The 12,323-nt window shown below is 63.8% G+C and carries 13 protein-coding genes; 9 read left to right on the top strand and 4 right to left on the bottom strand.

Annotated features, from left to right (window positions below; all coding sequences use genetic code 11):
* Positions 1-3: 3 nt before the first annotated feature.
* The 4 genes from fabA to A0O30_RS11185 all read right to left on the bottom strand — a co-directional run bounded on the left by fabA (position 4) and on the right by A0O30_RS11185 (position 5,692).
* Positions 4-519 carry a 3-hydroxyacyl-[acyl-carrier-protein] dehydratase FabA gene (gene fabA / locus A0O30_RS11170; protein ID WP_003251509.1) on the bottom strand — a complete coding sequence of 172 codons (516 nt, stop codon included), beginning with the start codon at positions 517-519 and terminating at the stop codon, positions 4-6.
* A 207-nt stretch (positions 520-726) separates the two neighbouring features.
* Positions 727-2,658, bottom strand: a complete 1,932-nt coding sequence (locus A0O30_RS11175) for an ATP-binding protein (RefSeq protein ID WP_105946505.1) — start codon at positions 2,656-2,658, stop codon at positions 727-729.
* The gene (locus A0O30_RS11180) at positions 2,655-3,545 is read right to left on the bottom strand and encodes an ABC transporter substrate-binding protein (RefSeq protein ID WP_105946506.1); all 891 of its coding nucleotides are present in this window, start codon (positions 3,543-3,545) and stop codon (positions 2,655-2,657) included. Before A0O30_RS11180 ends, A0O30_RS11175 begins: the two co-directional genes overlap by 4 nt.
* Positions 3,545-5,692 (bottom strand): TonB-dependent siderophore receptor, encoded by a 2,148-nt coding sequence (locus A0O30_RS11185; protein WP_177410271.1) that lies wholly within the window; start codon positions 5,690-5,692, stop codon positions 3,545-3,547. Before A0O30_RS11185 ends, A0O30_RS11180 begins: the two co-directional genes overlap by 1 nt.
* A 241-nt stretch (positions 5,693-5,933) precedes the next feature.
* On the opposite strand from A0O30_RS11185, the gene A0O30_RS11190 reads away from it, so the two are divergent.
* From A0O30_RS11190 to kdpF, 9 genes are all read left to right on the top strand, one after another.
* The gene (locus tag A0O30_RS11190) at positions 5,934-6,959 is read left to right on the top strand and encodes an NAD(P)H-dependent glycerol-3-phosphate dehydrogenase (protein WP_105946508.1); all 1,026 of its coding nucleotides are present in this window, start codon (positions 5,934-5,936) and stop codon (positions 6,957-6,959) included.
* A 36-nt stretch (positions 6,960-6,995) separates the two neighbouring features.
* Positions 6,996-7,343, top strand: coding sequence for a DUF4389 domain-containing protein (locus tag A0O30_RS11195; protein WP_016711631.1), 348 nt, complete (start codon positions 6,996-6,998; stop codon positions 7,341-7,343).
* Positions 7,340-7,798, top strand: a complete 459-nt coding sequence (gene sixA, locus A0O30_RS11200; RefSeq protein ID WP_105946509.1) for a phosphohistidine phosphatase SixA — start codon at positions 7,340-7,342, stop codon at positions 7,796-7,798. Before A0O30_RS11195 ends, sixA begins: the two co-directional genes overlap by 4 nt.
* 99 nt (positions 7,799-7,897) lie before the next feature.
* Positions 7,898-8,284, top strand: a complete 387-nt coding sequence (locus tag A0O30_RS11205; protein WP_105946510.1) for a hypothetical protein — start codon at positions 7,898-7,900, stop codon at positions 8,282-8,284.
* 93 nt (positions 8,285-8,377) lie between these two features.
* Positions 8,378-9,166, top strand: a complete 789-nt coding sequence (locus A0O30_RS11210) for an alpha/beta fold hydrolase (RefSeq protein WP_105946511.1) — start codon at positions 8,378-8,380, stop codon at positions 9,164-9,166.
* Positions 9,163-10,017: an alpha/beta hydrolase gene (locus tag A0O30_RS11215; protein WP_105946512.1), complete on the top strand. Its 855-nt coding sequence runs from the start codon at positions 9,163-9,165 to the stop codon at positions 10,015-10,017. Before A0O30_RS11210 ends, A0O30_RS11215 begins: the two co-directional genes overlap by 4 nt.
* A 109-nt stretch (positions 10,018-10,126) precedes the next feature.
* Positions 10,127-10,921 carry a DUF4892 domain-containing protein gene (locus A0O30_RS11220; protein ID WP_105946513.1) on the top strand — a complete coding sequence of 265 codons (795 nt, stop codon included), beginning with the start codon at positions 10,127-10,129 and terminating at the stop codon, positions 10,919-10,921.
* 12 nt (positions 10,922-10,933) lie between these two features.
* On the top strand, positions 10,934-11,986 hold the full coding sequence (locus tag A0O30_RS11225; protein WP_105946514.1) for an AI-2E family transporter: 1,053 nt from the start codon (positions 10,934-10,936) through the stop codon (positions 11,984-11,986).
* A 238-nt stretch (positions 11,987-12,224) separates the two neighbouring features.
* Positions 12,225-12,314 (top strand): K(+)-transporting ATPase subunit F, encoded by a 90-nt coding sequence (gene kdpF, locus A0O30_RS11230; protein WP_003251485.1) that lies wholly within the window; start codon positions 12,225-12,227, stop codon positions 12,312-12,314.
* Positions 12,315-12,323: the final 9 nt, after the last annotated feature.

Consider the following 12,323-nt stretch of genomic DNA (forward strand, 5'->3'; position numbering starts at 1 on the left):
CCCTTAGAAATTGTCAGTGGAGGTGAACACGCCGACCCGCAGGCCTTCGGCAGTGTAAATCTCGCGGCCGTCGACGCTGACCGAGCCATCGGCGATGGCCATGTTCAGCTTGCCCTTCAGGACGCGCTTGATGTGAATGTTGTACGTGACTTTCTTGGCCTCAGGCAGTACCTGGCCAAAGAACTTCACCTCGCCCGAACCCAGGGCGCGGCCGCGGCCCGGCAGGCCCTGCCAGCCGAGGAAGAAGCCCACCAGCTGCCACATGGCGTCGAGGCCCAGGCAGCCCGGCATGACCGGGTCGCCTTCGAAGTGGCAGGCGAAGAACCACAGGTCCGGGTTGATATCCAGCTCGGCGACCAATTCACCTTTGCCGTACTTGCCGCCTTCTTCGCTGATATGGGTGATGCGATCGACCATCAGCATGTTCGGCGCGGGCAGTTGCGCATTACCTGGGCCGAACAGCTCACCGCGACTGCAGCGCAGCAGGTCTTCCCGAGTAAAGGCGTGTTGTTTGGTCATGCGAGCTCCTCAATAACCCCCTGTGGCAGGGGATGAACCTTCCCGGCCGGCCCGATACGCAACGCGTTCGGGGCGGCAGCCTACAGGTAGACTATTGCGTTGTGGTGAAAGTCACAGCGCACCTGGTGAAAGAAGTACAGGTGTGCACTGAAACGTCTATTTTCAGGTCCGATGAAGGTCCTGTCCAGTGTTTAAGACTGCCGCACTTTAGCATTTATCGCCAGTCGCGGTTGTCCGACCGGGTAACCAGCGCTGCAACACCCGTTGCAGTTCGGTGCGGCGCAAGGGTTTGCTCAGGTAGTCGTCCATGCCGGCGGCCATGCAACGCTCCCGGTCGCCCTGCAAGGCGTTGGCGGTCAAGGCGATGATCGGTAGCCCGGCGCCGTTGGGCAACTGCCGGATGCGCCGGGTGGCTTCATAGCCGTCCAGGTGCGGCAGGCGGCAATCCATCAGCACGGCGGCAAAGCGTTGCCGGCCGACCAGGTCGACCGCCTCCAGGCCATCCTCGGCGGTGCATACGGCCATCCCCAGGCTGCGCAACATGGCCTCGATGACACTCTGGTTGACCGGATTGTCCTCTACCAGCAGTACCTGGTCATTGTCGGTAACCGGCGCTGGTGCAGCCATTGGCGGCGCGAGCGGGACGGGGGCAGGGCTGGCAAGTGCCAGCGGCATCTCCAGGGTAAAGGTCGAACCCAGGCCTTCGCGGCTTTCACCGCGCAGCTTGCCGCCCATGCGCTCGGCCAGGGTACGGGCGATCGACAGCCCCAACCCGGTGCCGCCATAACGGCGGGAAATCGAGCTGTCGGCCTGCTGGAAGGCGACGAACATCATTTCCAGCCGGGCACTGTCAATGCCGATGCCCGTGTCGCGCACGCTACAGGTCAGCCAGATCAATTGCCGGTCAAGCACCTGCCAGCGTGCTTCGACCTGCACCTGGCCCCGCTCGGTGAACTTCAGGGCGTTGCCCACCAGGTTCAGCAGGATCTGGCGGATGCGTGTGGGGTCACCGTTCACCTGCAGTTGCTTGATACCGGCAGGCAGTTGCAGGTGCAGGCCCAGGCCGCGCTGTTGGGCGCTGTGCTGGAACGACTGGACACTGCTGGTGATCAGTTCACCCAGGTTGAAGTCGATGTGTTCCAGTTGCAGCGCGGCGCGTTCGATGCGCGAGAAATCGAGGATGTCGTTGATGACCTTCAACAAATGCCCGGTGGACTCGCTGGCGACCGCCGTGTAATCGGCCTGTTCGGTGCTTAGCGATGTGGTCTCCAGCAGCTGCAGCATGCCCAGCACGCCATTCATCGGCGTGCGCAGCTCGTGGCTCATCATCGCCAGGAAGTCGGATTTGGCGCGGTTGGCCTGCTCGGCCTCCTCACGGGCCTGAATCAGCTCGGCAATGGCCTGCTTCTGTTCATCGCTGGCCTGTTCCAGGGCGCTGGCCAGGTTGTTGATGTGGCGTGCCAGGTGGCCCAGTTCGCTGTCATCGACCACCGGCAAGGGGGTGTTGTACTCACCTTGCTGAATGGCCTTTACCGCATGGCCCATGTCGCTGATAGGCTTGGCCAGGCTCAGGGCCAGGCGGCGCGCCAGCAAAAAGGTGAACAGCAGCGCGAACAGCGCCAGGATGCCGGCTTTGATCACGATTTCCTGCTGGCGCTGGCTGAAGGCGTCATCGGACATGCCAACGATGACCCGCCCCAGGTAGTCGTCACCGATGGCGGGGGTGGTGGCTTTGCCCTGTTGCAGGAAGTCGGTGTCCAGGCGGATTTGCTGCAGGCGGATGGGGGCCTGGAACACTTCAACCTGTTGCGCGCGGTTGGCGCTTTCGTCGGACTGCTCGACGTACACCAGAATGTGGTTGCGGCTGTCCTGCACTTCCAGAAAGCGTACGTGCGGGATACTGAGGGTGGCACGCATCAGCCCTTCGAGCACTTCGTTGTTGCCCGAAATCACCCCGTACTCCGATGCCGGTGCCAACTGATTGGCGATCAGTTGCCCGGTGTGGTTGAGCTCCTGGCGCAAGTCCTGGATGCGCACGAAGGTAAAGAAGCTGATCAACAGCAAGGTCAGCAGCAGGGCAGGGCCCAGGCTGATGATCTGGGTGCGGGTGTGGATGTCCCAGCTCAGGCGCTTGCTCATGGGGTGGGCTCTCCTGCGGCCAGGGTTTTGGCAGCGGCGTTCGGATCGATCGGTTCAAGGCCCAGGGCGCGGGCCACCTGCTGGTTGCCACTGACGCCGTAGCGCGCCGGGTACAGGCTGCGTGGCCAGCGCGCTGGCGGCTGGTCGAGCAGCTGGTCGAGCTCCGCCAGCCAGTCGTCCTGGTCGCTGTAGGTGCTGGCCAGGGCGCCGGCCCGCACAAACCCGGCGTTCGGGCCGATCAGTGCCATTTGCCGGCCATAGCTGCTCAGCAGCAGGTTTTTCGCCGTCTTGGAGTTGTACAGGTTGGGGTCGTCCAGGCCCAGCAGCACATCGCTGTTGCCCAGCAGGTGCTGCAACGGCCGACTGTCCCGTGGGTCGGACCAGTCCTGGGCAATGATCTCCAGGCCCATCGGGCGGGCAGCATGGCGCAGCTCGTCGAGCAAGAAACTGCTGTGTTCACCGTACAGCACGCCAATGCGCTGGGCCTGCGGCAACAAGTAGCGCGTCAGGCGCAATTGCCGGCCCAGCGGCGCGTCGCTCCACAACAAGGTAAGGAACGCAGGGCGCGACTTTCCCAGGCGCTGTTCAGCCTGTACCCGGCTGACCCGCATGGCCAGGGCCGGTGGGCCGGCGTTTTCACCCAGGCGCCACTCCAGCGCGGCGCTGTCGAGCAGAATCAGGCGCTGGTCCGCTTTGAGCTTGCTCGGGCGCGGCAGCTCGGCAGTGGTCAGAAAATGCACATGGTCATGCGGTCGGCGGCTTTCCAGCGCCGCGACAAAACTGCGGATGCCGGGCTGGTCCTCAGCCCCTACCAGCAGGATCTCACTGGCCGACAATGGCCCGAGCGGCCACAGGCACAGCAGCAACAGGCGCAGCAACACGGCCATCAGAACTCCAGCTCCGCGCTGACGCTCAGGCGGTGGCGGCTGTCGTAGCGGTTCTGGATTGCCGTGGTGGGTTCATCGTCCAGCCGCTGCTGCCACAGCGCCGCCAACTCCAGGTTACTGCCATGCACCCGAAAACGCTTGGCCAGGCGTAGGTCCAGGCGCTCGTAGCGGTACTGGTTGAGTGCATCGTCACCGTAGTAGAACAGCGCGCTCGACCAGCCAGCCCCCCATTCGCGCATCCATCCGGCCGAGCCGCTGTTGTGGGCGCTGAGGCGGCGGTCGTCGGGGTTGCTGGCCCAGGCATCGACGTAGGCGTAGGTCAGGCGCAGGCGATCGCGCAGGGTGGGGCGCCAGTCCAGTTGTGCTTCGCTGCCACTGAAACGGGCCTTGTTGGCGTTGCTGGCGATGTACTGGTTGTTCTTCAAGGGCTCGCTGATCATTCCCGTGATCTCGTCGTAGAACAGCTTTACATCCATGCTCAGGTCGATGTCGCTGAAGGAGCCGTTGTAGCCCAGCTCGCGCGAGCGCATGCGCTCCTGTTCGAGGTCGCCGGGGCCACGGGTCTTGACGAAATACTCGCCGTTTTGCAGGCCAAATGCATTGGGGGTGAGGTTCTTGACCGTGTAGCTCCAGTTGACGTTGTTCTCGAACATGTCGGGCGAGCGTACGGCCTCGGAGTACACGGCGCGCAGGCCATGACGCGGGGTAATCAGGTAGTTGACCGCCACACGCGGGGTCAGCGAGCTGCCAGACAGGCGGGAGTCTTCGAACATGGCCCCGCCCTGCAGGATCCAGTGTTCGTCGGCGCGCCATTCCAGCTGGCCGAACAGGCGCCAGGTCTGGTCGTCGAGGCTGCCGTTGAAGTACGTCTGCGAGTCGGCCCGGTCATAACGGTAGTTCATGCCGCTGAGCAGGCGCAGGCTGTCTGTCAGGCTCAGGGTGTCCTGGATTTCCAGGTCGTAGCGGGTTTCGCGGGTGCTCTGGTCGACGTCGCCGCACACTTGCTGCATGCCACCGTTCTCCCACTGCTGCTGCACTTTCTGCAAAAGCCCTTTCAGGGTGGGGTCGTCGGTGGAAAGGGGGGCGCCAGTGGCGATGCCGCGTGCCACTTTTTCGGCGAAATCAGGGTTCATTTGCCAGAGCTGGGTCAGTTCGGGGCTGAACGACTGCAATGCATCACAGGCGCGCCACACCTGCTGGCGGTCAAAGTGTTGCGCCGAACCCTGGATATAGAGGCTGTGCTCGGCGCTGAAATCCTTGGTCCAGCGCAATGAGCCGGCATAGTCCTTGGCATTGACGTCTGCGTTGTCGCCGGCCTCGTACCTGGCGAATACTGGCTGATAGGTATAGGGCCGCTGGTTGCTGCCTTCCTTCGCCGCCAGTTGCCATTCCAGGGTCTGGTCCACTGCCAGGTTGTGGCTGGCGCTGAGGTTGAAGCGGGTGAGCCTGCGGCTGTCGCGGTAGTCCTGGCCAAACTGGTTTTTGTCGAAACCATCGTCCTGCTGGCCGGACAGCGACAGGCGCATGTCGCCGCCGTCCCAGCCAAAGCCGTGGCTGGCGTAGAAGTCGTTGATACCATCCTGGCCGCGGGTCACCTTCAGCCGCGTGCCATGGCTGTCGGCAGGGTTGCGGGTGAGGATGTTGACCACCGCCATCAGCGCGTTGGCGCCGTAGCTGACGGTGTTCGGGCCGCGGAACACTTCGATGCGCTCGATATCCTCCATGGCCAGAGGGATGTCGCTCCAGTCCACGGTGGCCAGGCCCGCGCGGTACACCGAGCGGCCATCGATCAGTACCTGCATGCGGCGTGCGTCGTTGACGTTGCTGCCGTGGTAGTTGACCGTGGGTTGGTTACCGGCACCGTAGCCAATCATCATGCCCGGTACCAGGCGCAGCAATTCGGGGATGTCGCGGGCGCCACTGGCACGGATCAGCTCGCTGTCGAGCACGGTCATGCTACCCGGGACTGCCGCCGGGGATTGTTTCAGGCGTGTGGCAGTCAGAACCTGGGGCAGGTCGGTGTTGTCGATGAACAGGTCGTCGGCCACAGCCGGGCTGCCGAGCAGAGCGGTCAGTATGAGCAGGCGCGGGTACGGGGGCGTGCCAGGGAACACGGGGCGGCCTTGTATCAGGATTGAAACAGGCATGGTAACTGACCGTGGCGCATTTGCCAGTGACCTGGAGTGGTTTTGCAATGTGTCTGACTTGACGCTTTCATGGGGGCGAAAATCGAGCGCCGCCCGCGCGGCGCATCGCGAGCAAGCTCGCTCCTACATTTGTTGCAACGTGGCCATGACAGTGTCATCTGCGTTGCAAGCCTTGGCGCATGGCAGGCGAGCCGTATAATGGCGGGGTCGCCACTTAATTTTTGGCTTTAACGGATTGGATATGACTGAACAGCAACCTGTTGCAGTTCTGGGAGGCGGCAGCTTTGGCACCGCCGTGGCGAACCTGCTGGCGGAAAACGGTGTGCCGGTGCGTCAATGGATGCGCGACCCGGCGCAAGCCGAGGCCATGCGCGTCAATCGAGAGAATCCGCGCTACCTCAAGGGCATCCGGCTGCACGATGGCGTCGAGCCGGTCAATGACCTGCTGGCGACCCTGCAGGCCAGCGAGCTGATTTTCGTTGCCCTGCCGTCGAGCGCCCTGCGCAGCGTGCTGGCGCCCCATGCCGAGCTGCTGCGCGGCAAGGGCCTGGTCAGCCTGACCAAGGGCATCGAAGCGCAAAGCTTCAAGCTGATGAGCCAGATCCTTGAAGAAATTGCCCCCGAAGCGCGTATTGGCGTGTTATCGGGCCCTAACCTTGCCCGCGAAATCGCCGAGCATGCGCTGACTGCAACGGTGGTTGCCAGCGAGGACGAAAAACTCTGCAAGCAGGTGCAGGCTGTGCTGCATGGGCGCACGTTCCGTGTCTATGCCAGCGCTGACCGCTTTGGTGTCGAGCTGGGTGGCGCGTTGAAAAACGTCTACGCCATCATCGCCGGCATGGCCGTTGCGCTGGGCATGGGCGAGAACACCAAGAGCATGCTGATTACCCGTGCCTTGGCCGAAATGACCCGCTTTGCCGTCAGCCAGGGGGCCAACCCCATGACCTTCCTCGGCCTGGCCGGTGTCGGTGACCTGATCGTCACCTGTTCCTCGCCCAAGAGCCGCAACTATCAGGTTGGCTACGCGCTGGGGCAGGGCCAAAGCCTGGAAGAGGCGGTCAACCGCCTGGGCGAGGTGGCCGAAGGCGTCAATACCATCAAGGTGCTCAAGGCCAAAGCCCAGGAAGTGCAGGTCTACATGCCGCTGGTGGCGGGCCTGCATGCCATCCTGTTCGAAGGCCGCACGCTGAACCAGGTGATCGAGCACCTGATGCGCGCCGAACCCAAGACCGATGTCGATTTCATTTCCATCAGCGGTTTCAACTGAGCCTTTGGCGGCTCTGACACGAGCAAGGAGCGACACATGAACGATACGCCCGAACGCGCCCAGCGCGAGTCGATCATCCTGCGGGTGCTGTGGATGCTGGTGTTCCTGGTGGTCTGGCAACTGGCCGAACTGTTGTTGGGCGGGCTGGTGCTGGTGCAGCTGATCTACCGTCTGGTGTACGGCGCACCCAGCGCCAGCCTGATGAACTTCGGCGACAGCCTGAGCCAGTTCCTGGCGCAGATCGGCCGCTTTGGCAGCTTCCACAGCGACCAGAAGCCATGGCCGTTCTCTGACTGGCCTGCGCCGCGCGCGCCGGAAGGTGAAGCCGCGCATGCCGTGGCGCCGGCCCCGCATCCGGTACGTGACGAGGAGCCCAAGCTGTGAAGCTGTGGGTACTGCGCCACGGCGAGGCGGAGCCACGGGCCAACACAGATGCCGAACGCCGTTTGACTGCCCATGGCCGCGAGCAGGTGCTGCACAGCGCTGCTCGCCTGCTCGGGCAGCCGTTGCAGGCAATTATTGCCAGCCCCTACGTACGCGCCCAGCAAACGGCGGCGCTGGTGCATGACACGCTGGGCTTCGGCGAGCCGGTGCGTACCGTGCCCTGGCTGACCCCGGAAAGTGACGTGCAGCAGGTGATCGGTGAAATCGAGCGGCTGGGCCTGGAGCATGTACTGCTGGTCAGCCACCAGCCGCTGGTGGGGACCTTGGTCGGGGCGCTGGAGCATGGCCATCAGCAACATCCTGCAGCCATGAGCACCGCCAGCCTGGCGGAACTGGAAGGGGATTGGCCGCTGGCTGGGCTGATGACCCTCAAAGGGATCAGTTATCCGGCTTGAAACCCTGAAACCGGTAAGGCAACTGGCATTTTTGTCAGTTGCCGCGGTGAGTGGCCCCTTGCTAGCGTTGCCTGAAAGCAAACAGGCAGGGAGCAGCGAATGAAGGGTGAGAGGGGGGCGTTGTTGAGCTCCGTGGATTTGCAACCTACCCTGGACATGGTTGAGCAAGGTGTCGCTCTGGACTTCGCCCGATACAGCCTGCTACGCGATTCGGCCGATGCCAAGCTCTATGGCCTGATGAAAACGGTCAACGCCAGCAGCGTGCTGAATGCTGCTGATAGAGAGAACAGTCTGCAGGACTTTCTTATCCTTCAAGATACCTGCCAGCGGGTGTCTCATTTGCTGCAAACCAGTTGCCTGGCTCTGCGTCGCCTTCAGCTTGACTATAAGGACCAGCGCCTGGCCCGCGAAGCGCTGGAAAGCCAGCTGGCCTACATGCAAGCCTGCCTGCGCCGTTCACTGGCCAGTTTCGACCGGTCGGCGTGACCTGATAGCCCTCGCCGATGACCTTTCCGGACGTTGCCGAACGGCGCGCCGATGCCGACAATGAGCCATCATCCTCCGTCCGGACCAGGCGCCATGCCGCAGCAGATCTTCTTCGCCCATGCCAACGGTTTCCCCTCGGCTACCTATGGCAAGCTGTTCGCTGCCCTGGCGCCGGACTACCAGGTGCAGCACCTGGCCCAGCATGGGCACGATCCACGCTTTCCGGTGAATGACAACTGGCAGAGCCTGGTCGATGAACTGTTGCACCACCTGGCGCAACAGGACCAGCCGGTCTGGGGTGTCGGCCACTCGCTGGGTGGCGTATTGCACCTGCATGCTGCCTTGCGCTGCCCCGAGTACTACCGTGGCGTGGTGATGCTCGACTCGCCGGTACTCACCCGCGCCGATCAATGGCTGCTGCGCACCGCCAAGCGCTTTGGCTTCATCGACCGTATCACCCCGGCCGGGCGCACGTTGGGGCGCCGCGAAACGTTCAATGACCGCGACAGCGCCCGGGACTATTTCGCCGGCAAGTCACTGTTCCGCCATTTCGATCCCGACTGCCTCGACGCTTATGTCGAACACGGCTTGCAGGCGGCAGAGCAGGGCCTGCAGCTACGCTTCGACCCGGCTACCGAAATCAGCATCTACCGCAGCATCCCGCATACCAGCCCGGCGCCCGCGCGGCAGTTGCAGGTGCCGCTGGCCATGGTGTGCGGCGACCGTAGCAATGTCATTCGCCGTCACCACACCCTGGCCGTACGGGGCATGCCCCAGGGTGAATACCACAGCGTGCAGGGCGGGCACATGTTCCCGCTGGAGCGCCCTGCAGACACCGCCAGCCTGATCAAGGGCCTGTTCGACCGCTGGAGTCAGGCATGAGCGCACACGTCGAAGAAATCCGCCTGAGCCTGGGCCATATCGAGCTGGCCGCGCACCTGTTTGGCCCCGAGGACGGGCTGCCAGTGATTGCTCTGCATGGCTGGCTGGACAACGCCAACAGCTTCGCCCGCCTGGCGCCGCAACTCAAAGGCCTGCGCATCGTCGCCCTGGACCTGGCCGGGCACGGTTACTCCGAACACCGCCCGCCTGGCGCCGGTTATGCCTTGGCCGACTATGCCCATGATGTGCTGCGGGTGGCCGAGCAGCTCGGTTGGCAGCGTTTTGCACTGTTGGGGCATTCGCTTGGGGCAATCATTTCGGTGCAGCTGGCTGGCGCCTTGCCCGACCGGGTCAGCCGTCTGGCGTTGATCGACGGCGTCATCCCGCCGACCGGTGCCGAGCAGGATGCAGGCGAACGTTTGGGGATGGCACTGCAGGCCCAGCTGCGGCTGGACGGCAAGCGCAAGTCGGTGTACGCCACGCTGGAAGACGGTGTGCATGCCCGGATGAAAGGCATGGTCGCGGTCAGCCGCGAGGCTGCCGAACTGCTGGCCCAGCGTGGCCTCATGCCGGTGCCGGGCGGTTACAGCTGGCGCAGTGACAGCCGCCTGACCTTGCCATCGCCAGTCCGCCTGAGCGAAGCGCAGGCCATGGCCTATGTGCGCAGGGTGAATTGCCCGGCGCAGCTAGTGGTCGCCGCCGACGGCATGCTGGTGCGCCACACCGCGTTGCTGGAGCAGCTACCCTTTGAGCAGGTGACGCTGCCCGGTGGCCATCACCTGCACCTGAACGATGAGCAGGGCGCGGCCCTTGTCGCAGACTGTTTCAATCGCTTCTTTGGCTTTGCTTGACTTGCACCGGACAACTGTCGAGGCTTGGCGGGTTGAACAGGGAGACAACCATGCAACTGCCAGACATCCTGGAGCTTCATTTCGGCGCACGGCGCCGCCTGGGTCGCCAATGAGCGCGCCCGTTTCCATTCGTACTGCCCTGGCCGCTTGCCTGATGCTCGCCAGCCCCGTGATGTGGGCCGGCAGTTTACCGGTGCCGGTGGACGCCAAGGTCGTCGACCAGCGTCCGGCCGTGGAGCAGGAACGCGTCTACCCGATGGGCCCGCTGCGCAAGATCAGCGGCCGCCTGCGGGTCGAAGACAAGGTCGAAAGCCGTGGCCAGGTCAGCTCGGTCACTTACGAACTGCCGGTCGAACGCACCGCCCGCGAAGCCTTCACCACTGCCCGTGAAGAACTGCAGCGCGACGGTGGTTACCCGTTGTTCTGGTGCCAGGGCCGCGATTGCGGCGAGGCCAGCCTGTGGGCCAATGATGTGTTTGCCAATGCCCGCCTGAACGGTGGTGACGAGCAGCAGGCCTTCATCTTGCTGCGTCGCTCGGCGGAAGAGGCCGACACCCTGGTCGCGCTGTACAGCGTTACCCGGGGCAACCGCCGCGCCTACCTGCATGTGGAAGAGTTCGTCGCCGGCAACCCGTTGGGCGAACTGCTGCCGACCGCTGCCACGGTGCTGCGCGAAATGCGCGACACCGGCAAGCTCGACTACCCTGACCTGGCTGCGCCGCAAGACACCTGGGTGAATTTGCTGGCCCGCAGCCTGAACCTGGACAGCACCCTGCGTGCCAGCCTCAGTGGCGCTCAGGCCGAAGCCTGGCGTGAGGCGCTGGTCAAGGCAGGGGTGCGCAATGGCCGCCTTGAAGTCGGTAGCGCGCCCACCGACGGCCTGCACCTTGAACTGATCCGTTGAACGAGCGCCGCCATGGTTAACAATGATCGCCTGCTGGTCCAGATTCTGCTGTTGGCGTTGCTGGGGGCCGGCCTGTGGGTGATGGCACCGTTCATCTCGGCGTTGCTGTGGGGGGCCATCCTGGCGTTTGCCAGCTGGCCGTTGATGCGCTTGCTCACGCGTGTGCTGGGCGGGCGCGAAACCTTGGCGGCCAGCCTGTTGACCACCGCCTGGATCCTGATTGTGGCATTGCCGCTGGTGTGGCTGGGGTTCAACCTGGCCGATCATATTCGCGATGCCACGGCGTTCGTGCGCGACGTGCAGGTGGACGGTTTGCCCGATGCACCGGCCTGGTTGGGGGGCATACCGTTCGTTGGCGAGCGCCTGGTCAACTGGTGGCAATCGCTGGACCAGCAGGGCGCGGCCTTGCTGGCATCGGCCAAGCCTTACTTCGGGCAGGTGGGCAACTGGTTGCTGGCGCGCAGTGCGCAGATCGGCAGCGGTGTGCTGGAACTGACCCTTAGCCTGGTGTTCGTGTTCTTCTTCTACCGCGACGGCCCGCGCCTGTCGGCGTTCGTACTGCGCTTGCTGCACCGCCTGATGGGTGACCGCGCCGAGTACTACCTGGAGTTGGTGGCGGGCACCGTTCAGCGGGTGGTGAACGGGGTGATTGGCACAGCGGCTGCGCAGGGTTTGCTGGCACTGATCGGCTTCCTGATTGCCGGTGTGCCGGGTGCCATCGTGCTGGGCCTGGTGACCTTCATGCTCAGCCTGATCCCCATGGGCCCACCACTGGCCTGGATCCCGGCCACGGCCTGGCTGGTGTGGAAGGGCGAGTACGGCATGGCGGTGTTCCTGGGCATCTGGGGCACCTTTGTCATCAGCGGCGTGGACAACGTGCTCAAGCCGTACCTGATCAGCCGTGGCGGTAACCTGCCACTGGTGATCGTGCTGTTGGGTGTGTTCGGTGGATTGCTTGCCTTTGGCTTCATTGGCCTGTTCATCGGGCCGACCTTGCTGGCGGTCGGGTACAGCCTGCTGCTGGACTGGAGCCGTAACGCTGCGCAGCAACCGCCCCAACAGTAAGCCTGTAAGGGCCTCTTCGCGGGCACGCCCGCTCCCACAGGTAATGCACATTCTTCCAGGCCTGTGTTGTTCCTGTGGGAGCGGGCGTGCCCGCGAAGAGGCCGGTACAGGCAACGCTTAACCCTGATTTTTACGCTTTCTTTATACCCACCCCCATCCCCCGATCTCGCCCCTTTACGCCCCTCCCTCAGACAATTTCCCCATAGCGGCACACGCCGCACCACGGGGAGAACCACTCATGAACATGCTCGACGGGCTGTCACTGCTGCTGGCAGTGGCCTTGGCGTTTTATCTGCTGGTGGCGCTGCTGCGCGCCGATCGCAGTTAAGGAGCGGCC

It is taken from the genome of Pseudomonas sp. LLC-1 (assembly GCF_002992185.1).
GTDB lineage: Bacteria > Pseudomonadota > Gammaproteobacteria > Pseudomonadales > Pseudomonadaceae > Aquipseudomonas > Aquipseudomonas monteilii.